Origin of the sequence: Komagataeibacter sp. SM21, assembly GCF_041402665.1 — a bacterium.
In the GTDB taxonomy this organism is placed as follows: domain Bacteria; phylum Pseudomonadota; class Alphaproteobacteria; order Acetobacterales; family Acetobacteraceae; genus Komagataeibacter; species Komagataeibacter saccharivorans.
Genome location: NZ_JBGLOV010000010.1, coordinates 11,958 through 32,887, shown reverse-complemented (window position 1 = coordinate 32,887; position 20,930 = coordinate 11,958). Strand labels below are relative to the sequence as shown.

Here is a 20,930-nt window from a genome sequence, read left to right as displayed (position 1 = left end):
CTCATGGAATGACGGGACCACCATGGCTGATCCGTGCAGCCAGGTCACTCCACAGTCGCGTCATCATGAGGTTGATGTAGGACGAAACCGAAAAGGGAGACTGGGACCGCGCCAGGGGGGAGAGGGACATGCGCTCCCCTATGACAAAATGCCCCTGCGAGAACAGCCGGGCGGAAATCGATCCCTGCTGCCCCTGTCCCATGGGCCTCATAACGGAAATACGTAGATGGGGTGCCGGCTCAGCGATAAGGCTGAATGCGTGCAGTTCAGCCTCATCAGACGGGCACGCCACACCCTGCAGTACGACATCGCGCAGTACGGAATGGGGATATCCGCCATACATACCGTCCACATGCAGGCGGATGCCCTGCTGGACTGTCATGCATATGCCTTCCGTCCCGCTATCTGCCCGGGTAGGCGACATTATCAGAAAGAAAATACAGGCTGTATACAGGCTGCCGTACAATATCCTTCGCATAATACGCGTCTGTTTCCTGTAAAACTTATAATTCCTGCCATCACGACGATGACTTCCTACCGATAACAGAGAAACCTGACGTGAACCTGAACATGTCATCTACGGAATAAATTTATATTATGAAAATGATTATCGTTCTGATATTGTTACAGGATTTACGGATGGAAATTCATTAATAAAGTATAATATTAGATAATTTTGAGGTGTTTCATAAATAATAATCAATTTCACAAAAATATTAACAAACAATATTACCTATCGGACGGACTGACCGGACACATACCTATTTCTTCAAATCACATGAAATTCCCCACGAGAATATTCGCCACGTAGAAGTATTTCCGATCCATGATTATGAACGTGCCGGTCATTGCCCTCTCCGCCTCGCCGGAAACTACCGCGTCTACACTCAGGGACATTTAAAGTGTCTGGGCTTTATCCGTCGTGCAAGAGAGTTGGGCTTTCCGCTAAATCAGATGCGGGTATTACTGCATCTGCGGTACAGACGTGCTGATCTTGCAAGTAATATTATGTTATTACCAGTAAAATATGAGGGGAAACAGCCGAGAAATCCATGATCTGCGATCGCTACGGCATGAGCTGAACCATCTACTAAAGCAGTGCCAGCATAGCAGGATTGGAGAATGCAGGGTCATTGATGATTTTGGCCAGATATAAGGAAAAGGCTGCAGTCGCCTCATCCAGAACGCAAAGCTCGCAAAACGGGTATTCAAGAATACGGACACAAGGAGAAATATTATGACAAGATAGCGCAGAACCTTTGCCTTGTCCGGAACCCCGCCTTGTTCGACAAAGAGGGATGACTGAAGCTTTTATTGCGTTCACCACCCACCTTCGACGTTTCCTTGGCTCTCCCGCAGGCGGGACGTCTGTTCTCCTGTTTGCGTCTCTTGCGGGTCTTATCCTGGCAAATTCACCATGGGCGTTGGGTTATAGAGCCCTGATAACGACCCCCATGACACTTTCCTTTCTGGGCGTACATGGGCCGGAAAACATGGACGCATGGGTCTCCAACGGGCTTATGGCCCTGTTTTTTATGGTGGTCATTCTCGAAATCAAGAAGGAAACCGTCTCAGGGCATCTCTCGTCACTACGCCGCGTTGCCCTGCCGCTTATCGGGGCACTGGGCGGCATGATCGTGCCCGCCCTGACGTATCTTCTGATAACATGCGGACATCCGGAAGCGACGCGCGGCTGGGCTATTCCTGTTGCAACGGACGCTGCATTCACGTTGCCGATCATTCTTGCTCTTGGAAGGCATGTCTCGCCGGGAGCCAGAGCCTGGCTGATGGCGTTGGCCATTTTCGATGATGTGCTGGGTATCGTGGTAATCGCCCTGTTTTACGGAAGCACTCTGTACTGGCCAGCACTGGTGGCGGTCGGAATTGTCACGGCAGCGTTGATCGGAGCGAACAGGGCCGGGATCAGAACGTTATGGAGTTATGCCACCGGGGGCATTCTCCTATGGATAGCACTTCTGGAATCTGGCCTGCATCCAACTCTTGCTGGGGTGATAACCGGACTCTGCCTGCCAGCGACAGCATCCGGAAAAGGCGTTGGACAAGTTACGCCTCTCGACAGGACAGACTCCGCGCTGGCACCCTTCGTCACATGGATGGTTCTGCCGCTTTTCGGTTTCATGAATGTGGGTGTGTCATTGACGGGTGTTCATCTGGACATGATGCTGGAGCCTGTTCCGCTCGGGATCATGTTGGGACTGATTGTTGGCAAGCCTGTCGGTGTCTTTGGCGCGACGCTGCTTGCGACCCGATTGAAGATCGCTACGCTTCCGGCCGAAACACCAACGGGAATGTTGTTTGGCCTTTCTCTGCTGTGCGGCATCGGATTCACGATCAGCCTGTTTATCGCGAACCTGGCATTTGCCGGATCAGACCTTGTAAGCCCGGCCAAGATGGGCATTTTCGCCGGCTCGGTCCTGTCTGCCCTGTTGGGGTGGTGCTGGTTGCGTTTCTTGCCTCAGCATGACCGGCCATCTTCGCAGTAGAAGATGGCCGACAAGAGGGAAATTGTCACCCACAGCCAGCATTCGTCTTTCCCTGTCTGCTTCGCGAGAACAGGGCGGACAGGCTGCTGATACCCACATTCAAAACATTCCGTCCAGCAGCAACGTTTTCGTAAAACCACCATTAATGCCAAATTTCAGCACGGCGACATTGTGGGAGCTGACTTTACGATCAGGCTGGTGAAGAAATAAACTCGTCACCCGCTGATGTTAAAAAACCAAATGATTGGGACGCAATCTTCAGCCGGTAATAAACGCCAGAATATCGGCGTGGATGACGTCAGCATGGGTCGTGTGCATGCCATGCGGATAACCGGCATAGATTTTCAATGTGCTGTTCTGAAGTAGCCTGTCCTGAAGGATTGCCGCATTTTTATAAGGCACGACTTGATCATCATCGCCCTGCAGCACAAGCACCGGCACGGTGATGGCCTTCAGATCCTCCGTCTGGTCCGTTTCGGAGAAGGCCCTGATCCCTTCATAATGGGCCTTCGCACTGCCCATCATGCCCTGGCGCCACCAGTTGCGGATCGTTCCTTCTGAAACTTCCGCGCCCGGACGGTTGAAGCCGTAGAACGGCCCGCTCGCCACATCCAGAAAGAACTGCGCGCGATTGGCCGCCAGCCCGGCACGCAGCCCGTTCAGCACCTCGATCGGTGCGCCTTCAGGGCTGCGATCCGTCTGAACCATCAAAGGCGGCACGGAACTGATGAGCACGGCTTTGGCGACACGACCCTGAGGCTGACCATATTTCGCGATATAGCGGGCAACCTGTCCGCCCCCTGTCGAATGCCCGATATGGATGGCGTTTTTCAGGTCGAGATGTTCGACAACAGCCGATATGTCCGCCGCGTAATGATCCATGTCATGACCGTCGCTCACCTGCGCCGAACGCCCGTGACCGCGGCGGTCATGCGCAATGACGCGAAATCCCTTGCTCAGGAAGAACAGCATCTGCGTATCCCAGTCATCGGCGCTGAGTGGCCAGCCATGATGGAAGACGATCGGCTGGGCGTTCTTCGGTCCCCAGTCCTTGTAGAAAATCTCTACGCCGTCAGATGTCGTGACGAATGGCATGATACGTCTCCTTGCCGATCAGGAACGGGATACTGTTCACAGTCTAACGTTAAAGATAACTTCAAGGTCAAGTTGCATTCATGACGGGAGGTACATCATGAAGATTGGAGAACTGGCACGGCAAACCGGTCTTACAGCTTCTAAAATCCGGTTCTATGAACGTATCGGATTGCTGAAAACGGTTGATCGTCGTTCCAACGGATACCGAACCTATCCGCTACAGGCCGTGCTGATCCTGAGGCTTATCACAACGGCGCAGCGAGCTGGGTTTACGCTGGATGAAATCCGTACCCTGCTGCCCGCTGATCTGAAACACTGGAACCATGATGCGCTCATGGACGCACTGACACGCAAGATTGCGGATATCGAGGCCCTGCAGGCACGTCTGGCCGAAAGCAAAGCGCACCTCCTTCGTCTGGTTGAGGACATTCAGGCTCGCCCCGACGACATGGACTGTGCGGCTAATGCCCATCGTGTTTTGACGAATGTGCTTATGGCGTCTCCCGAAAATCTGGATGTCACATCTGACGATGTGCGCCTTCTGGACAGGACGGATCGTCGTCTGTCCGTGAGCAGGGGGCGCAGCAAAAAAGCTGTTTCGCCTTAAAGTCCTCCCAGAAGGGACACGACTGTTCTTGCGGTCGCTCTGGCGGAAAAAGGGTTCTGGCCCGTCACCAGTTTTCCATCCGCCACGACATGGGACATGAATGGCAGAAGGGCTTTTTCATAAAGCGCGCCCCGTGCCTTCATTTCAGCTTCCGCGTTGTAGGGTATCTCCCGCGAGACGCCCGCCAGCCTTTCCTCGGTCCATGAAAATCCGGTGATTTTGCGCCCGGAGACCAGAAAGGAACCATTGGCCAACCGGGTGTTCAGAAGCCCGCAATATCCATGACAGACAGCGGAAACAATGCCGCCCTTTTCCCACAATGCGCGTGTGATGGCCTGCAGTCCTTCATTATCGGGAAAGTCCCACATTACACCGTGCCCGCCGGTAAAGTAGATCGCATCATAATCCTGCGGATTGATGTCTGCGGGGCAAGGGGTTGCAGACAGCAGGGCCATTTTTGCCGGATCGGCCAGCCACGCTTTTGCGGAACCGTCGCGCATCGGCCATTTCAACGCACGCGGGTCAAGCGGAACCTTGCCACCCATGGGGCTGACAATGCGCTGTTCATAACCCCTGGCGGCAAACACGTCCCAGGCATGCGTCAGTTCCGACAGCCATAATCCAGTTGGGTGCGCAGGATTGTCGAAATGCGCAATGTTGGTGGCAACGTGAAGTATATGGCGGCTCATGGCTGGCCCCTTTCATGCGGCAGGGTAGTCGAACGGCCGTTCTGTAACGTTCAAGTCCGGTTGAAGGTCAATCTGTCGTTTGACATTAAATCTGACTTCAACGTTAGCGTTGTAAGGGCAAACTTGCTCGGCACCATGGAGGCAGCCCCACATGCAGACAATCTTGGGCGCAAATGGCCAGATCGCCACAGAACTGGCGCGGACATTGCATCAGCATCATACGGGCGATCTGCGGCTCGTGAGCCGCAATCCCCGCAAGGTCAACCAGGACGACACTCTCATGGCTGCGAACCTGCTGGATGCAGGGCAGACGATGCAGGCAGTGAAAGGCAGCCGGATCGTCTATTTCACAGCCGGCCTGCCCCCTGACAGCACGCTCTGGGAAGAGCAGTTTCCCGTCATGCTGAAAAACGCCCTGCAGGCGAGCCGGGCGGCGGGGGCCAGTTTTGCCTATTTCGACAACACGTACATGTATCCGCAGGACAGCGAGATCCAGACGGAGGAAACGCGCTTCGCCCCGGTTGGCCGGAAAGGGCGGGTGCGCGCCGCAATGGCGTCCATGGTAATGGAAGAAATGGCCCGGGGAGACATTCCCGTGCTCATCGCCCGCGCACCGGAATTCTATGGTCCGGGGAAAACGCAGAGTTTTACCAACGCCCTGATCATTGACAGGCTGAAAGCGGGCAGAAGACCGCTGGTCCCTGTCCGTGACGATACGCGCAGGACCCTCATATGGACGCCGGATGCAAGCCGCGGGCTCGCAACGCTGGGCAACGCACCGGATGCTTATGGCCAGACCTGGCATCTGCCGTGCTGTGATGATCGACCGACCTACAGGACATTCGTTACTATGGCGACCAGGATTTTCGGACGCACGCCTTCCTATTCGGTCATCGGCAGATGGCCATTGATCATCGCAGGCATTTTCTCAAAAAAGGTGCGGGAAATCAGAGAACTGCTGCCCCGCTACGAGCAGGACAATCTCTTCGACTCAACGAAATTCAAACGCCATTTTCCTGCGTTTTCGGTCACGACATATGAGGAGGGTCTGGAGTTCATCATGAAGAAGTGGAGAGGCAGATGAGCCTGAATAATCCCGGCTTCTCCACTTTTTACGGAATCAGCAGGAGCTTTCCGGTCGTCTTGCGGCTTTCCATGTCGGCATGGGCGCGGGCGGCGTCGGCCAGCGGGTAGGTGCCGCCAATGTTGACCTTCAGCCTGCCTTCAGTGATCCAGTTGAAGAGCTGCGCCGAATGGCGCACGGAGCAGATCTATCGTCTTCACAAGGAGTTGGGCATGCAACTGCGCAACATGGTGCCGAGGAGCATCCGGGTCGACCAGGGCTCGGAGTTTATCAGCCGGGATCTGGATTTACGGGCGTATCAGAAGGGCATCGTGCTCAACTTTTCCTGCCTAGACAAAAATGGAGGCTTGGCGTCAGGATTACAACGAAGTCCGCCCACACAGTGCTATCGGCAACAAGCCACCGATATCGCTGCTGAACAGTTCTCCGGCATGCTTGTCGGCTAAGCTTTGACCCCGGAAGTTTCCAGTTCACGCTGGTCCAGATTCGGGAAGAACTTCAATAAAAACAGGACCTCTCCTTTTGACTGGTAACAAAATGGGGGACACGTCATCCCTTTTGCCGACTCAGTCGAAGGATAATCCATTATTCACTGACCCAGAGTGGATCCGCCAACATCACGGTCCGCAGCCATGCACGTGCGTGACTGCCCACGGCTTAATGCAATACTTATGGCCTCACGCTTGAAAACTTCCGTGCGCTCCATCTCGCCGGTCTCCGGATACGAACATTAAAATGTTCGGATGACCGACTCAAATCAGTTACAAGTCCACTTCGTATCTCCAGCATATGGCGCCATGCGCGTGAAGATATGGTCAGATGTCCATGAAGACTGTCATTCTGGTCGGACCAGTTCTTATTGAAAATCATTAATATAAACAATTACATGTCCGCGTAATGAATTCGGCGTAACGGGTTGACCAACACAAAGTCGTCAGAAGGCCGCATTTAAAGTCTGACTGCGTGCCAGAGCAATCTTGTCTTTGCAAAAAAGAAAAACATGCCTTAGAAGCTTTAATCTAAACTATTATGATATAACATCGATTTATGATAATCTGCATCATACGGTATGGAACAGACAATGCCTGTGCACTCATCGCTCGTAGCAAACTCCGCCAAGCATAAGGAGGACACGAAAAAATCAGTCGACAAGATGGCACTGAGGGTCTGGATCCGGATGTTTGCCTGCACCCAGTTGGTTGAAAAGCGCGTACGCAAGCTTTTGCGGAAAAAGTACAATACTACCCTGCCGCGCTTTGATGTTCTTGCCCAGCTTGATTCCAGCAACGGAACGCTCTCGATGGGCGACCTGTCCCAGCGCCTGATGGTCACCACGGGCAACGTGACCGGACTGATCGACCTTATGGAACAGGAAGGGCTGGTTGAACGTCACCCTCATCCCACCGACCGGCGCAGCACGCTGGTGCAGATGACCGCGCTGGGTGAACAGCTCTGTTCAACCGCCATGCCTGCCCATCAGGAATGGATACAGGAAATGCTGAAAGGCATGACCGAGGATGAACTGTCCCAGCTTCACCAGTTGCTGGGCAAAACCAAAGCAGCCATTGCGGCAAGGGAAGAGCAATGGGAACAGAAGCGGACAAGAGCAGAATAATGACGGAACAGATCGCGCAGGCACATAACGAGACACCGGCCAATGAAACGCCGGCAGAACTGGTACTGCGGGTCATGACCATGCCAGCCGACCTGAACGGGGCGGGCAGCATATTCGGTGGCTGGATCATGGCGCGCCTTGACCAGGCGGCTGGCCTTGCCGGCGGCAGCGCCAGTTCGGGAAACGTGACGACGGTCGCGGTCAAGGAACTGCTGTTCCTCCACCCTGTGTATCCGCATCAGGATGTAAAGGTCTATGCCCGACTGCTCAGGACAGGGCGTACGTCCATGCATTTCCATCTGGAAATGTGGGCGGCGGATCTGGGCAAGGCAGAATCTATCCAGTGCGCCACGGCTACATTCGTGGTGGTGGCTGTAGATGCGAAGGGAAAGCCTAGGGCCTGTTAGAGTCTGACCGAAAATGAGTTGAGTGATTTCAGCAGGTTATGATTCATGGGGTTGCGAGAACCTGATGAGATCAGGATGGTCTGGACTGAAATCACCCGCGCGCAGTATCAAAGGGACGACCTGGAATATGCAAGCGACCTTCGCGATGCGGAGTGGGCGCTATTGCACCGCTGATGCCCGAGAAGACGCGGCCGGGAAGACCACGACGTACGGATTTGCGCCGGGTCGTGGAGGCGATCCTTCATATCGTCACGACCGGCTGCCAATAGAGGCAGTTGCCCCGGCACTTTCCGGCCTTTACGACCGTACAGGGCTATTTCTACCGTTGGATCCGCGCGGGACGATGGGAAGCCATGAACCATATTCTCGTGATCCCGTCACGTGAGCAGGACGGGCGGGGACGCCACGCCTTCAGTGGGCATTATCGACAGCCAGTCGGTTAAAACCGCTGAAAATGGCGGTCCACGCGGTTATGACGCGGGTAAGAAGATCAGGGGACGCAAGCGGCATATCGCGACCGACACGCCGGGTCATGTCGTGGCGGCTGTTGGACATCCTGCCGACGTTCAGGATCGTGATGGTGCGCCGCTGGAAGCGGTCAGGATACGCTCATTGTTGCCCTGGCTCCACCATCTGATCGGTGACAGGGGATATGCTGGCGGGAAGTCGCGTGGTGCGCTGGCTGAACTCGGCCGATGGACGATGGAGATCATCAGGCGTAGCGATCGGGCCGAAGGCTTCGTTGTCCTGCCCAAACGCTGGATCGTCGAGCGCAGCTTTGCATGGCCCGGACGCTGCCGCCGCCTCACGAAGGATGTCGAGGCAACAATCTCGTCATCCCATGCGTGGTTGATGATTGCCCATATCCGCAGATTTCTGCGGAAAATCACTCAACTCATTTTCGGTCAGACACTCAGAAAAAACAGACTGCATCATGCCCATCATAAACAGCTATGCAGTCCGTTCTGTCATTCAATACCTAACAGGTCCTAGGTAAATTTCAAAATAATACAGACACTTTATATTTATGCATGCCCATTCCTGAACAGTACGGTTTCTACTCTATTCCAAGTCTATCCAGATTTTTGATAATATGGCGTAGGGTTTTTACAAACGCCTGTAGCTGTTCCTGGTTCAGGCCCTCCATGGCCCGAATGGTCTGACGGGCGACAACAGGCGTCAGCCTGTCAAGCAGTTTACGACCTTCCGGGGTCAAGGTGACAATGGTCACGCGGTTGTCATCAGGGGACAGGAAGGTCGTCACAAGCTGCATCTGCGCCATGCGCTCGATCAGTCGCCCGACCGTATTGCGCTTGATCAACGCGTGCTGCGCCAGGCCGGAAATACTGATATTTTCCTGCGCGCGCAGGACAGTCAGTATGCGATAGATACTTTTATTGACGCCGTTTTTTACAAGAACGGCTTCCACATCTTCGTGATACTGAAAATCCGCATGCGCGATCAGATAGAAAGGGGATCCGAACAGGTCGAAGTCATGCGCGGCGGGATCTAGTATGACGTTCTTGTTCACGGGCAGCTCTGTATCGGGTTTATGAAAACAGGCTGAACATAGTCGTTAATGCGGCGCACGTCACGTTCAACCTGTCATGCGGCGAAATGCCGGATCGGCGCTTTTAGCTGGCCAGCGTGTTGAAGAAATGCCGCATGCGTTCCAGCGCCATGGTCAGGCGGTCCGCGCTTTCCGCACCAAAGCACACGCGCAGGTGACCTTCGCCCGCAGCGCCATAGAAACTGCCAGCTTCCACCACTACGCCTTCGCGTTCCAGCAGGGCATCAGCAATATCCTGCGCCCGGCGTCCGGTGCCTGAAATGTCAGGGAATGCATAGATCGCGCCCTGCGGCAGCGGGCAGGTGACGCCAGGACACTGGTTCAGCGCATGGACCACCTGGTCACGGCGCCTGCGGTCTTCCGCCAGCATGCCGTGCAGCGGGCCTTTATCACCCGTCACGGCGGCAAGGGCGCCATACTGGATAAAGGTGTTCACATGCGTCACCTCGTTGGACGTGACCGTCAGCAGCCCCGCCATCAGGTCCTTCGGGCCGCATGCATAGCCCAGTCGCCATCCGTCCATGGCATAGGCCTTGGTGAAGGCAAAAAGGGTAATCGTGCGCTCCGCCATGCCGGGCAGTGAGGCAATGCTGGTATGACTGGCATCATCAAACAGGATCTGCTCGTACACTTCATCGGAAATGACCAGCAGGTCATGGCGGATGGCCAGATCGGCCAATGCCGACAGTTCGTCGCGGCTGTAGACACGGCCGGTCGGATTGCACGGATTAACCAGAATGATCGCCCTGGTACGCGGTGTAATGTGCGGCGCGATCATGTCGGGATTGATGCTGTAGTCATTCGCCCGGTCCAGCGGTGCGCGCACCACCACGCCACCTGCCAGTTCGATCTTGCCGATATGCTGCGGATAGAAGGGTTCCAGCAGGATGACTTCATCCCCCGGATTGATGGTGGCGAACAGGGCGGCAAAGGAAGCCTGCGTCAGGCCGTTGGTAACCAGCACCTGATCGGGGGTAACATCAATTGCGTTCTCCCGCTGCAGCTTGCTCGCCAACGCCGTGCGCAGTTCGGCATTGCCCCGCAGATCGCTGTAGTGAACGTGCCCGGCGCGCAGGGCGTCCACCACCGCTTCCTTGATATGGGCAGGAGTGTCATGAACCGGCTGCCCCAGTTCAAGATGGATCAGATCGCGCGTGCCTGCCATTGCCATCGCCCTAGAAAACATTCCGTAATTCTTGGGCGATGATTCGGTAATACGTTTTGCCAGTCGGCTCATGATCAGGTTCCGTCAGAAAGTTCGGAATGCGCGGCACGCTCATCACATGCCACGCTGCCAGTTTTATGAAAATCCGCGCGTCTATGCCGCGGGTCGTTTTATCATCTGCGTGACGCGCGCACGCAGGCGCGCGGCGGTCATGATCAGGCGTGGCACATGGCGCAGCAGCATGAACCCCGGCACTGCCCGGGGGCGGCTGGTCGGCAGGCGTGGCAGGTCCCGCCCGGCAGAGAGAATCCAGTTGGCCGCATCACCACCCGCCAGCGTGTTGATGGCCAGGCCGCGTCCGTTGCACGCCTGAATGGCCAGTAGCCCTTCATCCAGGATCGGCATGCGCGGCACGCAGTCACTGCGCAGCCATGCGGTGCCCGTCCAGGCGAATTCCAGCGGCAGCCGTTCCCAGCCGGGAATGGCCTTTTCCAGCCGGTCGTTAATGCTGTCTTCAATCCGTGCCCAGTCAAAATGCTCGGGCGCCGGTGCTGCCGTAATCAGGTGGCCTTCGGTGTCAAAACGGATGGAAAAGACATCGGTGGCAAGATCCGTCAGGGCGTGGCGCTGGGGCAGGATGACTTTCCGCAGGGCAGGGGAGACGGGCGCGGTGGCCACCTCCAGCACCGGCAGGGGAAGCACCGCATGACGCAGCGCGCGGTGGAGGAACTGGTTGCCGCCATTTGCCGCCAGAATGACGTTGCGCGCCACGAATTCCCCACCGGGAAAACTTACCAGCCAGCGCGCAGCCCCATTACCCGTATCCCGCGTGACGGAGGTTACGCGGCAATTGTTGAAGACCCGGCCGCCTTCTTCCACAATGCGCCGGGCCAGTTCATCGGCATAGGCCGCAGGGTTCACGCCGCCGCCACTGCGGTCGAGGACGGCTCCGGCATATCCCTGACATCCGGTCAGTTGTGCTGTCTGTTTCGCATCCAGCAGGGACATGTCCTGCCGCCATGCCTGCCAGTCCGCCACTGTCTGGCGTTCACGCTGACCATTACCGAAAAACGGCGCGAGAAACCCGTTGGGCATGGCGCCGCAGGCAAGATTCTGCTCCCGGATCAGGGCAAATGTTTCGCGCGGGGAGGCGGCGACCGCTTCCAGAAGGCGGCTGCCTTCCGCCTTGCCCAGACGTTTCATGATGGAAGCGGGCGTATTGCGCACAAGCTGGCCGGTAATGATACCGGCACTGGCGCGCGTGGCCAGCCCCAGGGCCGTTCCCGCATTGAGAACAGCCACGTCATGCCCGTTGCGGGCCAGATGGAACGCGGTGGACAGACCGGCAATGCCGCCACCGATCACAACGGTTTCAGCCTGCTGGCGGCCACGTCCGTGCGGAATATCCAGTGTGGCGCTGCCTTGCCACAGCGGCCGCTCTACTGAGAGGGCCATCAGTTCCGGCTCGTGGCTTCAAAGGTCAGTCTGCAACTGCCATTCCTGCGGATGGCACCGCATCCTTCCCGAAGGGCTGCCAGATCTTCCGGCACCACGCGGGCGCAGACGGAACCCATGATCCAGCCCATGGGCATGAGCATTCGCCCGCCCGGACCGTAAAAAATGCCGATATCAAAAAAATCGGCGTCCGGCGCGCCCTTCCATGTACCCTTTGGCGCGAATACTGTAGCGATTTCGCCCATATCGGGAAAACTGGTGGCGTTTTCCGGCGGCAGGTCGAGTACAGCGCCCTGTGGCAGGCTGTCACCCACAACGGGGCATGAAATTTCCGGCCCCGTCCACATGGCATGGATTGCGCCATGGTCACCGCCCTGCTGCGCGATGCGCCACAGCATTTCGGCGTGACGGGGCGCTTCCTTGTCCAGTAACTGGAACCGTGCGGTCAGTGCTGATTTTTCTTCTTTAACAGTAATGAAACGGGTCATGTCAGGGCATATCCATTAACCAGGGTCAGCATAATATTATAACCAAAATCACATGATGTCGATCGTTTTATGTAGCATCCGGCCGGAAAGGCTGGCAGGATCATGAATGGATGCGGCGTGCGCAAAACAGACGGGGACAGGTACGTGTCCCGTCTCGCCGTTCGCGAGCTTCAGCCGATTTCTGTCGGGGCCGGGAATACAAATCGGCATCAGACAGGTCATGAAATTATTTTTTGCACGCAACGTTTTCCGCCGGAAGTAACGGGCATGCGCCCCGGAGGGGGATAAAAATTCATTTCGGAATCGAACAGTAAATGGTTGAAGCCGAAATATCTTATGTGCTAACTATTTTTCATATCTGAACGAGGAGCGGGACATCATGGCAGAGCGGTCGTTTGCGCTTGAAGTGCAGGATCTGCGCATTGGTGCCGGAGAAACCTTCCGGGGCGAGGGAATACTCGCCATAACCAAGGCCCTGTTGCAGTCGGGCGTGGGTTATGTGGCAGGCTATCAGGGCGCGCCCATTTCCCACCTGATGGATGTACTGTCGGACGCGCAGGACCTGCTGGCGGAACTGGACGTACATTTTGAATCAAGTGCCAGCGAGGCAACGGCCGCTGCCACACTGGCCGCTTCCGTCATGTATCCCATCCGTGGCGCGGTGACATGGAAATCCACCGCAGGTACCAATGTGGCATCCGATGCGCTTTCCAACCTGTCTTCGGGCGGGGTGAAGGGGGGCGCGCTCATCATCATCGGTGAGGATTATGGTGAGGGCTCCTCGATCATGCAGGAGCGTTCCTATGCGTTCGCCATGAAATCCCAGATGTGGCTTCTCGATCCCCGCCCTTCGCTGCCCTGTATCGTCGATATGGTGGAAAAGGGGTTCGAACTGTCCGAAGCCTCCAGCACGCCGGTCATGCTCCAGGTCCGGATCAGAAGCTGCCACCTGCACGGCACATTCGTAGCCAGGGATAACAGGCGACCCACAATGACGCTGGATGAAGCGACCCGCAGCCCCCGGCGTGATCTTTCGCGCATCGTGCTCCCGCCCGCGGCCTATGTTCAGGAAGCCGAAAAGCTGGAACAGCGCTGGCCAGCCGCCGTGCAGTATATCAGGGAGCACAGGCTTAACGAATTTTTTGACCAGCCGGATGCAGATGTCGGGCTGATCCTGCTGGGTGGCCTGTACAACAATACGCTGCGTGCCCTGATGCGGCTGGGTCTGGCTGATCTGTATGGCAAGACTGACATCCCGCTTTACGTCATGAACGTTGCCTATCCGGTCATTGATGACGAGGTCGTGGAATTCTGTCGCGGCAAGAAAAGCGTTCTGGTCATCGAGGAAGGCCAGCCCGACTATATCGAACAGGCCATCGGCCGGATCCTGCACCGCGCCCGGATTGACTGCACCCTGCACGGCAAGGACATGCTGCCCATGGGGGGCGAATATACCGTGGGCGTGCTGACCGACGGACTGCGCAACCTGTTCGTAGCGGATGCGCCCGATCTGCTTGACAGCACGGCACGGGCCACCAACCAGCCTCCCATCACATGTACTCCGCAGATCGCGGCGCTGAAAGACAGCGTTCCCGCCCGTCCCGCCGGATTTTGCACCGGCTGCCCGGAGCGGCCGATCTTTGCCGCCATGAAACTGGTGGAAAAGGAATTGGGGCCACATCACATCGCGTCGGATATCGGCTGCCATCTTTTTTCCATCCTGCCGCCCTTCAATCTTGGTGCCACGACCATGGGCTACGGACTGGCGCCGGCTTCCGCCTCGGCCTTCAGCGGGGACAGCCGTCTCAAGGGGCGCGAGCGCAAACGCACGATTGCCGTAATGGGCGACGGCGGCTTCTGGCATAACGGGCTGACCAGCGGTATCGGGAACGCGGTTTTCAATAAAAACGATGATGTCACCATCATTGTCGATAATTATTATTCCGCCGCCACGGGCGGACAGGATATCCCGTCCTCGCGCTCGACCCCCGCCAGTCGTTCCACCCACCATCCGATCTCCAGGGCGATCAAGGGGGTGGGCGTGAAATGGGTGCGGGAAATCGATCACACCTATGATGTCGGCCGGATGCGCGAGGTGCTGAACGAAGCCCTGACCACGCGCGAAAGCGGGCCGAAGGTGATCGTGGCATCTTCGGAATGCATGCTCAATCGCCAGCGGCGCGAAAAGCCCCTGAAGCGCAAGGCGCTGAAGGACGGCAAGCGGGTGGTCACCCAGCGTTTTGGCGTGGATGAGGACGTCTGCACCGGCGATCATGAATGTATCCGGCTGTCCGGCTGTCCCTCCCTGTCGGTCAAGCCATCGGGGGACCCACTGAAAGAGGACCCGGTCGCCAGCATTGACCAGAGCTGTGTCGCCTGCGGCAACTGTGGCGAGGTGGCGGATGCCGCCGTTCTGTGCCCCTCCTTCTATCGTGCGGATGCAGTGGTCAATGCGGCGCGGTCGGAGCGGTGGAAACACCGCATCCGTTCAGCACTCATTGCGTCCGTCCAGCGGTGGCGCGAAGCGCGCCGTCCGGTATTCAGCTGACGTCCGGCCATCGCCCCATCTGGTAGCTGTACAGGATCAACATTTTTCATGACCGTTCTTTTACGAGAAAACTCCGCGGCCGTTGCGACAAAACCGATTTCAATAGCCGTCTGCGCCATGGGCGGTCAGGGCGGCGGCGTTCTGGTCAGCTGGATTGTCTCCCTTGCGGAACAATGCGGCTGGATCGCCCAGTCGACATCGGTTCCCGGCGTGGCCCAGCGCACCGGGGCAACCATTTATTACATCGAGATCGCACCGGCCGACCCGGCGGGACGGATGCCCGTTCTGGCCCTGCTGCCCACGCCGGGGGAAGTGGACATCGTTCTGGGGGCCGAACTGATGGAAGGCGGCCGGGCCATGCTGCGTGGCCTGGTCACACCGGAACGCACGACCCTGCTCGTTTCCACCCACCGCAGCTACGCGGTGGAAGAACGCATCAATCCCGGCGACGGGCGCATAGACCCCGCGCCGGTGTATGACGCCGCGGCCTTTGCCGCAAAAAAAGTCATCGCCTTTGACATGGAGCAGGTGGCGAAAGAGGCGCGCAGCGTCATTTCCGCCGTCATGCTGGGGGCACTGGCGGCCAGTAATGCCCTTCCATTTCCACGCAAAGCGTTCGAGGATGCAATCCGCAATGGCGGGATCGGGGTCAAGCCAAGTCTGGCCGCCTTTGACCGTGGCTTTGCGCGCACCACCGGCGATATGCCCGAACCCGCCCACCCCGTTGCGGTGGAGCAGGCGGTGGCCCCGTTCAGCCCGTCGGGCGTGGCGGCTTTCGATGCGCTGCTGCACGCCGCGGCCGGGCTGCCTTCCGGTGCAGCCACCATGCTTGATGCCGGACTGCGGCGCGTGGCTGATTTTCAGGATGTTGCGTATGCAGCCACCTATCTGGCGCTTGTGCGTGAGTTTGCGCTGAAGGAACGCGCGCAGGGAATGCCTGCGCTGACGATCGAAGCCGCGCGCCATATTGCCAACGCCATGGCCTATGACGACGTGATCCGGGTGGCAGACCTCAAGACCCGCCGGACCCGCTTTTCCCGCATTGCGGCGGAAATGGGTGTAGCCGCCGGTCAGCCGCTTTCCATTACCGAATTCATGCATCCGCGCGTTGAAGAAGTGCTGGGCCTGTTGCCATCCGGCCTTGCCCTGATGCTGGAAAAAACCGGGTTGGGCAGACTGCTCATGGGGCGGTTCCTGCGCAGGGGCTGGCGGGTGCGGACCGACCGACTGCGCTGGTTCGTGCTGTTGTCCATTACTGCCGAACTCTATCGCCTGCGCCCTGTTTCGCTGCGCCACAAACGCGAAATGCGCCATCGGGACGAATGGCTCGACCTGACCCGCGCCGCGCTGGAACAGGATTACGATTTCGGTGTCGAGGTGCTGCGCTGCAGGCGTCTGGTCAAGGGTTACAGCGACACCCACGCCCGCGGCCTGTCCAAATTCGATCGGGTCATGACGGCGGTTGGCGTCATGGTCGACAGGCCGCTGCTGCAGGGCAGGGCGGCAGTATGGACCCGGCTGCTGCGTGAAGCCGCCCTGAAAGACCCGGAAGGCACGGCGCTGGAGGCCGCACTGGCCCGCTTCCAGCGCGGCGCCATGGCATAGGAGAGCACGATCATGTCACTTTTGCCCGAGCTGGCTGCCGGTCTTGCAAGCGGCAGCATAGAGGTGGTGGATCTTACCCACACACTGAGCGAGGATTTCCCCACGCTGGTCCTGCCCGAACCCTTTGGTCAGACACTGCCGTTTTCCAGCGAAGTCATTTCACGCTACGATGAAAACGGCATTGCGTGGTACTGGCGCAACTTTACCGTCGGGGAACATACCGGCACGCATTTTGATGCCCCGGCCCACTGGATCAGTGGCCGGAACCTGCCGGACAACACCGTCGATACCATGCCCGCCCGCGACTTCGTGGCACCGGTCAATGTCATAGACTGCGCTGCCGCCGCCGCGGAAAATCCCGATTTCCTGCTGACATGCGAACATATCCGCCAGTGGGAGGAAGCACACGGCACGATCGAAGCCGGTACCTGGGTTTTCATGCGCACGGACTGGGGCAGGAGAAGCCCGGAGGATTACACCAACCGCAAGGAGGACGGCGCGCATACGCCAGGGCCATCTGCCGAATGCATCCGTTTCCTGATTGAGGAGCGAAACATTTTTGGATTTGGAACGGAAACGATCGGCACCGACTGTGGCCAGGCCCATCTGCTTGACCCGAAATACCCCGCCCATACCCTGCTGCATGGCGCGGGTAAATATGGGCTGCAATGCCTGACCGGGCTGGACCGGCTTCCTGCGCGTGGTGCGATTGTCATGGCGGCGCCACTGAAACTGCGTGACGGATCAGGCAGCCCGCTGCGGGTCTTCGCCCTTGTAACGAGATAATATATTAAAATATCAACTGCAATTCCGAAGTATTATATAAATAATTTATTTAATATATAATACTTCGGACCTGCCAAAAAAAGGAATGTCTGGATGGACATCGTTTCAATCGGTGGCGGGCCTGCCGGTCTGTACGCTGCAATCCTGCTCAAGCGCGATCTTCCGCAGGCACGGGTCAGGGTTTTCGAACGGAATGCCCCGGCCGACACGTTCGGTTTTGGCGTGGTATTCAGTGACCAGACCCTTGATATCTTCGCGCAGGCTGATCTGCCGTCCTATGAAATGATCCGCCGTGAGTTCTCGTACTGGGATGATCTGGACATAGCGGTCAGGGGGCGGACATTCCGGGTACCAGGCAATGGCTTCTGCGGCTGTTCGCGCCGCACGCTGCTGCAACTGCTGTACCGGCGGGCGGAAGAACTGGGCGTGGAACTGGCCTTCCGCACCGAAGCATCGCCCGAGGAATTCCCCGAAGCGGATCTTGTCCTGGCGGCCGATGGCATCAACAGCGCAATCCGCGAAAAGAACGTCGCCCATTTCCAGCCCGCCATCGACCTGCGGTCCAACCGTTTTGTCTGGCTGGGCAGCACGCGCGCGCTGGACGCCTTCACCTTCTTTTTCCGCGAACATGAGGGCGGCGTATTCGTGGCGCACTGCTACCAGTACGAACGCGAACGCAGCACCTGGGTCATTGAGGTGGACGAGGAAACCTTTGCCCGGTGCGGGCTGGGGGACATGACCGAGGCCGAATATGTCGCGTATCTGGAAGGCGTCTTTGCCGAGGAACTGGACGGCCACGGGCTGATCGCCAACCGGTCCATATGGCGCCGGTTCCCCGCCATCCAGTGCAAAAACTGGTCAAAGGACAATATCGTCCTGATGGGTGACGCCAAGTCAACGGCCCATTACTCGATCGGTTCGGGCACGAAACTTGCCATGGAGGATGCCATTGCCCTGCACGCCGCCGTCATGGCGACCGACACTATTGGTGATGCGCTGGCAAAATATGATTCCGACCGGCGTGATGAAGTCGAACGCCTCCAGCATGCGGCGGAAGTCTCGCTGACATGGTTTGAGCACCTGAACCGCTACTGGCCCATGAGCGAGATCCGCTTCGCCTTCTCCCTCATGACGCGCTCAAAAGCCATTACATGGGATAACCTTGCCCTGCGTGCCCCGGATTTCGTGGCGCAGGTGCAGAAGGATTTCGAGACGGACTGCACGGCATCCGGCCATGCCACCAGGCCAGGGGTCGTGCCCGCGTTCCAGCCGTTCCGGCTGCGTGATATGGACATTCCCAACCGCCTGGTGGTGTCGCCGATGTCCACCTACCGCGCCCGTGACGGCGTGCCGGGGGAATGGCACCTGGTGCATTACGGGCAGTTCGCCGCCAGCGGAGCCGGTCTGGTCTATACGGAAATGACCGATGTCTGCGCCGATGGCCGGATCACCCCGGGCTGCACCGGTCTTTATACCGATGCGCAGGAAGCCGCCTGGCGCCGGATTGTCGATTTTGTCCATGCCGAAGGTGACAGCCGGATCTGCCTGCAGTTGGGACATGCGGGCCGCAAGGGCGCGACCCGTGTCATGTGGGAGGGCATGGACCAGCCACTGGCCGAAGGGGGCTGGGACCTGATTTCCGCGTCACCTCTGCCTTATTATCCGCACAGTGCGATGCCCCGCGCCATGACGCGTGACGACATGGACGCGATTACGGCGGACTACGTTGCCGCGACCCGGCGGGCCGTGAACTGTGGCTTTGATATGATCGAGGTGCATTGTGCCCACGGATACCTCCTGGCCAGTTTCCTTTCGCCCCTGACCAACCTCCGGGACGACGAATATGGCGGCAGCATCGAAAACCGCATGCGCTATCCGCTGGAGGTGGCACGGGCCGTACGGGCGGTCTGGCCTGCCGAACGTCCCATGGCGGTCCGTATTTCAGCAACCGACTGGCAGGAAGGCGGCATCACGATGGACGATGTCGTGACGGCAGCGCGGCTGTTCGCACAGGCGGGTTGTGACCTGATCGATGTTTCCACCGGCCAGACCACGCCTGATGCCAGACCCGTATTCGGCCGGATGTTCCAGGTGCCCTTTGCCGAGCAGATCCGGGCGGAAACCCGGTTGCCCGTCATGTGCGTGGGCAATATTTCCACCGTTGACCAGGCCAATACCATCCTTGCCGCCGGTCGTGCGGATCTGGTTGCGCTGGGTCGTCCCATGCTGGTTGATACCGCCCTCATCCTGCGCGCGGCGGCCCGTTATGGTGCGCCCATGCCACGCCTGTGCCCCGGCAACCTGCCCGGTCTGCATGCGCTGGAACGTAACGAAGGCCGCAATTTTGCCGAGGAGCAGGCGTTGCGCATCCGGGCGCGGCCCCGCCGCCATTCAGTGACCTGATAGGGGCCGCCACTCCCGCAAGCAGCAGCCTGCGGGGGAAGGCCCATAAAGCGGTTGCGGATATACTTCACATCAATGTATCTTAAATATAAGATAATAATACGGTCTTCCCGACCGACAGGGGAATGGAATCCTGATGCGTGCAAGGCATGTACTGGTTACAGGCGGTTCAAGGGGCATAGGCCGCGAAATTGCCCGTAAAATGATGCAGGGCGGCGATATCGTGACCGTTCTTGGCCGCTCGGAAGCGCAGCTTGAAGCGGTGGTCGGCGCAGGTGATGCACATCATTACGTCGTGTCAGACATTACGTGCGAACAGGAACTGGATAACGCCTTTCACCGGGCTGTTGCACAGGCGGGGGCAATCAATGTCCTTGTCAACAACGCCGGTGGATCGTCCAGCGCCCGTTTTGCCGATATGGCGATGGACGCGTTCGTGCAGGCATTCCGGCTGAACGTGCTAGGCGCGGCGCGACTGTGTCAGCTTGTACTGCCATCCATGGTGGAAAGACGGGACGGACGCATCGTCAATGTCGCCTCCACGGCGGCACTGCGCGGGTATACCTATGTTTCCCCTTATGTCACCGCCAAGCATGCCCTGCTGGGTCTGACCCGTTCGCTGGCGCTTGAATACGCGCGTTACGGCATAACCGTGAATGCCGTCTGCCCGGGCTTTACGGAAAGTGACCTGGTGCGCGACAGCGTGGAGCGCATCGTCAGGAAAAGTGGTCGCCCGGCGGAGGACATCCGCACCGAATTTGCCCGTTTCAATCCCCGTGGCTGCCTGAACAGCGTGGAAGAAGTGGCCGTGGCGGCTGCCTTCCTGTGCGGGCGCGAAGCAGGCGCCATCAACGGCATCGCACTGCCCGTAGCCGGGGGAGAGGTGGGGTAGGCCCGTTCCCGACCAGT

Annotated in this window: 19 protein-coding genes and 2 pseudogenes; 13 read left to right on the top strand and 8 right to left on the bottom strand. The window is 58.0% G+C overall.

All coding sequences use genetic code 11. The features are described 5' to 3' along the window. Nucleotide 1: 1 nt before the first annotated feature. Nucleotides 2–382, bottom strand: coding sequence for a hypothetical protein (locus ACBR42_RS10940; RefSeq protein WP_371208024.1), 381 nt, complete (start codon nt 380–382; stop codon nt 2–4). Nucleotides 383–726: 344 nt separating this feature from the next. Here ACBR42_RS10940 and ACBR42_RS10935 point away from each other — a divergent pair, with 344 nt between their 5' ends. Then, the gene (locus tag ACBR42_RS10935; RefSeq protein ID WP_371208089.1) at nt 727–1,056 is read left to right on the top strand and encodes a MerR family DNA-binding protein; all 330 of its coding nucleotides are present in this window, start codon (nt 727–729) and stop codon (nt 1,054–1,056) included. 242 nt (nt 1,057–1,298) lie between these two features. Beyond that, nucleotides 1,299–2,504 carry a Na+/H+ antiporter NhaA gene (gene nhaA / locus ACBR42_RS10930; protein WP_371208023.1) on the top strand — a complete coding sequence of 402 codons (1,206 nt, stop codon included), beginning with the start codon at nt 1,299–1,301 and terminating at the stop codon, nt 2,502–2,504. A gap of 258 nt (nt 2,505–2,762) precedes the next feature. Here nhaA and ACBR42_RS10925 read toward each other — a convergent pair whose 3' ends face one another. Continuing rightward, entirely contained in the window at nt 2,763–3,599 is an 837-nt protein-coding gene (locus tag ACBR42_RS10925) for an alpha/beta fold hydrolase (protein WP_371208022.1), read from the bottom strand. Between the two features lie 97 nt (nt 3,600–3,696). On the opposite strand from ACBR42_RS10925, the gene ACBR42_RS10920 reads away from it, so the two are divergent. After that, the gene (locus ACBR42_RS10920) at nt 3,697–4,206 is read left to right on the top strand and encodes a MerR family transcriptional regulator (protein WP_371208021.1); all 510 of its coding nucleotides are present in this window, start codon (nt 3,697–3,699) and stop codon (nt 4,204–4,206) included. Here the strand turns inward: ACBR42_RS10920 and ACBR42_RS10915 are convergent. After that, nucleotides 4,203–4,895: a type 1 glutamine amidotransferase domain-containing protein gene (locus ACBR42_RS10915; RefSeq protein ID WP_371208020.1), complete on the bottom strand. Its 693-nt coding sequence runs from the start codon at nt 4,893–4,895 to the stop codon at nt 4,203–4,205. The two genes, ACBR42_RS10920 and ACBR42_RS10915, sit on opposite strands and share 4 nt — an antisense overlap. Nucleotides 4,896–5,046: 151 nt before the next feature. On the opposite strand from ACBR42_RS10915, the gene ACBR42_RS10910 reads away from it, so the two are divergent. Further along, nucleotides 5,047–5,979 carry an SDR family oxidoreductase gene (locus ACBR42_RS10910; RefSeq protein ID WP_132304139.1) on the top strand — a complete coding sequence of 311 codons (933 nt, stop codon included), beginning with the start codon at nt 5,047–5,049 and terminating at the stop codon, nt 5,977–5,979. A 28-nt stretch (nt 5,980–6,007) separates the two neighbouring features. Here ACBR42_RS10910 and ACBR42_RS10905 read toward each other — a convergent pair whose 3' ends face one another. Next, nucleotides 6,008–6,157, bottom strand: coding sequence for a zinc-binding dehydrogenase (locus ACBR42_RS10905; protein WP_207918755.1), 150 nt, complete (start codon nt 6,155–6,157; stop codon nt 6,008–6,010). A 55-nt stretch (nt 6,158–6,212) separates the two neighbouring features. On the opposite strand from ACBR42_RS10905, the pseudogene ACBR42_RS10900 reads away from it, so the two are divergent. The 4 genes and pseudogenes from ACBR42_RS10900 to ACBR42_RS10885 form a co-directional block, all read left to right on the top strand. After that, nucleotides 6,213–6,432, top strand: a pseudogene (locus tag ACBR42_RS10900) (integrase core domain-containing protein); the annotation flags it as partial. A gap of 724 nt (nt 6,433–7,156) precedes the next feature. Then, nucleotides 7,157–7,594, top strand: a complete 438-nt coding sequence (locus ACBR42_RS10895) for a MarR family winged helix-turn-helix transcriptional regulator (protein ID WP_165927276.1) — start codon at nt 7,157–7,159, stop codon at nt 7,592–7,594. Further along, nucleotides 7,594–8,001, top strand: a complete 408-nt coding sequence (locus ACBR42_RS10890) for an acyl-CoA thioesterase (protein ID WP_371208019.1) — start codon at nt 7,594–7,596, stop codon at nt 7,999–8,001. Before ACBR42_RS10895 ends, ACBR42_RS10890 begins: the two co-directional genes overlap by 1 nt. Before the next feature lie 75 nt (nt 8,002–8,076). Next, nucleotides 8,077–8,904: pseudogene (locus tag ACBR42_RS10885) on the top strand (IS5 family transposase); the annotation flags it as partial. A 154-nt stretch (nt 8,905–9,058) separates the two neighbouring features. On the opposite strand, the gene ACBR42_RS10880 reads toward ACBR42_RS10885, so the two are convergent. The 4 genes from ACBR42_RS10880 to ACBR42_RS10865 form a co-directional block, all read right to left on the bottom strand. Further along, on the bottom strand, nt 9,059–9,532 hold the full coding sequence (locus ACBR42_RS10880) for a MarR family winged helix-turn-helix transcriptional regulator (RefSeq protein ID WP_162900474.1): 474 nt from the start codon (nt 9,530–9,532) through the stop codon (nt 9,059–9,061). 103 nt (nt 9,533–9,635) lie between these two features. Next, nucleotides 9,636–10,808, bottom strand: coding sequence for a pyridoxal phosphate-dependent aminotransferase (locus ACBR42_RS10875; protein ID WP_102323638.1), 1,173 nt, complete (start codon nt 10,806–10,808; stop codon nt 9,636–9,638). 81 nt (nt 10,809–10,889) lie between these two features. Further along, nucleotides 10,890–12,191 (bottom strand): NAD(P)/FAD-dependent oxidoreductase, encoded by a 1,302-nt coding sequence (locus ACBR42_RS10870; RefSeq protein WP_371208018.1) that lies wholly within the window; start codon nt 12,189–12,191, stop codon nt 10,890–10,892. Then, nucleotides 12,191–12,679, bottom strand: a complete 489-nt coding sequence (locus ACBR42_RS10865; RefSeq protein WP_102323636.1) for a DUF3830 family protein — start codon at nt 12,677–12,679, stop codon at nt 12,191–12,193. Before ACBR42_RS10865 ends, ACBR42_RS10870 begins: the two co-directional genes overlap by 1 nt. Before the next feature lie 379 nt (nt 12,680–13,058). Between ACBR42_RS10865 and ACBR42_RS10860 the strand changes: the two genes are divergently transcribed. The 5 genes from ACBR42_RS10860 to ACBR42_RS10840 all read left to right on the top strand — a co-directional run bounded on the left by ACBR42_RS10860 (nt 13,059) and on the right by ACBR42_RS10840 (nt 20,913). Next, complete coding sequence (locus tag ACBR42_RS10860) at nt 13,059–15,227, top strand: thiamine pyrophosphate-dependent enzyme (protein ID WP_371208017.1); 2,169 nt, start codon at nt 13,059–13,061, stop codon at nt 15,225–15,227. Between the two features lie 48 nt (nt 15,228–15,275). Further along, nucleotides 15,276–16,832 carry an indolepyruvate oxidoreductase subunit beta family protein gene (locus tag ACBR42_RS10855; protein WP_371208016.1) on the top strand — a complete coding sequence of 519 codons (1,557 nt, stop codon included), beginning with the start codon at nt 15,276–15,278 and terminating at the stop codon, nt 16,830–16,832. A gap of 12 nt (nt 16,833–16,844) precedes the next feature. Next, nucleotides 16,845–17,618: a cyclase family protein gene (locus ACBR42_RS10850; RefSeq protein ID WP_371208015.1), complete on the top strand. Its 774-nt coding sequence runs from the start codon at nt 16,845–16,847 to the stop codon at nt 17,616–17,618. A gap of 93 nt (nt 17,619–17,711) precedes the next feature. Then, nucleotides 17,712–20,021, top strand: coding sequence for an FAD-dependent monooxygenase (locus ACBR42_RS10845; protein ID WP_371208014.1), 2,310 nt, complete (start codon nt 17,712–17,714; stop codon nt 20,019–20,021). A gap of 136 nt (nt 20,022–20,157) precedes the next feature. Next, on the top strand, nt 20,158–20,913 hold the full coding sequence (locus ACBR42_RS10840; RefSeq protein WP_371208013.1) for an SDR family NAD(P)-dependent oxidoreductase: 756 nt from the start codon (nt 20,158–20,160) through the stop codon (nt 20,911–20,913). Nucleotides 20,914–20,930 lie beyond the last annotated feature (17 nt).

Excerpts from the sequence above, each read along its gene's own strand:
- ACBR42_RS10870 (WP_371208018.1), bottom strand. The coding sequence starts at position 12,191 with ATGGCCCTCTCAGTAGAGCGGCCGCTGTGGCAAGGCAGCGCCACACTG.
- ACBR42_RS10845 (WP_371208014.1), top strand. The coding sequence starts at position 17,712 with ATGGACATCGTTTCAATCGGTGGCGGGCCTGCCGGTCTGTACGCTGCA.
- ACBR42_RS10855 (WP_371208016.1), top strand. The coding sequence starts at position 15,276 with ATGACCGTTCTTTTACGAGAAAACTCCGCGGCCGTTGCGACAAAACCG.
- ACBR42_RS10890 (WP_371208019.1), top strand. The coding sequence starts at position 7,594 with ATGACGGAACAGATCGCGCAGGCACATAACGAGACACCGGCCAATGAA.
- ACBR42_RS10925 (WP_371208022.1), bottom strand. The coding sequence starts at position 3,599 with ATGCCATTCGTCACGACATCTGACGGCGTAGAGATTTTCTACAAGGAC.
- ACBR42_RS10850 (WP_371208015.1), top strand. The coding sequence starts at position 16,845 with ATGTCACTTTTGCCCGAGCTGGCTGCCGGTCTTGCAAGCGGCAGCATA.
- ACBR42_RS10860 (WP_371208017.1), top strand. The coding sequence starts at position 13,059 with ATGGCAGAGCGGTCGTTTGCGCTTGAAGTGCAGGATCTGCGCATTGGT.
- ACBR42_RS10940 (WP_371208024.1), bottom strand. The coding sequence starts at position 382 with ATGACAGTCCAGCAGGGCATCCGCCTGCATGTGGACGGTATGTATGGC.
- ACBR42_RS10865 (WP_102323636.1), bottom strand. The coding sequence starts at position 12,679 with ATGACCCGTTTCATTACTGTTAAAGAAGAAAAATCAGCACTGACCGCA.
- ACBR42_RS10895 (WP_165927276.1), top strand. The coding sequence starts at position 7,157 with ATGTTTGCCTGCACCCAGTTGGTTGAAAAGCGCGTACGCAAGCTTTTG.
- ACBR42_RS10915 (WP_371208020.1), bottom strand. The coding sequence starts at position 4,895 with ATGAGCCGCCATATACTTCACGTTGCCACCAACATTGCGCATTTCGAC.
- ACBR42_RS10840 (WP_371208013.1), top strand. The coding sequence starts at position 20,158 with ATGCGTGCAAGGCATGTACTGGTTACAGGCGGTTCAAGGGGCATAGGC.
- ACBR42_RS10920 (WP_371208021.1), top strand. The coding sequence starts at position 3,697 with ATGAAGATTGGAGAACTGGCACGGCAAACCGGTCTTACAGCTTCTAAA.
- ACBR42_RS10910 (WP_132304139.1), top strand. The coding sequence starts at position 5,047 with ATGCAGACAATCTTGGGCGCAAATGGCCAGATCGCCACAGAACTGGCG.
- nhaA (WP_371208023.1), top strand. The coding sequence starts at position 1,299 with ATGACTGAAGCTTTTATTGCGTTCACCACCCACCTTCGACGTTTCCTT.
- ACBR42_RS10875 (WP_102323638.1), bottom strand. The coding sequence starts at position 10,808 with ATGAGCCGACTGGCAAAACGTATTACCGAATCATCGCCCAAGAATTAC.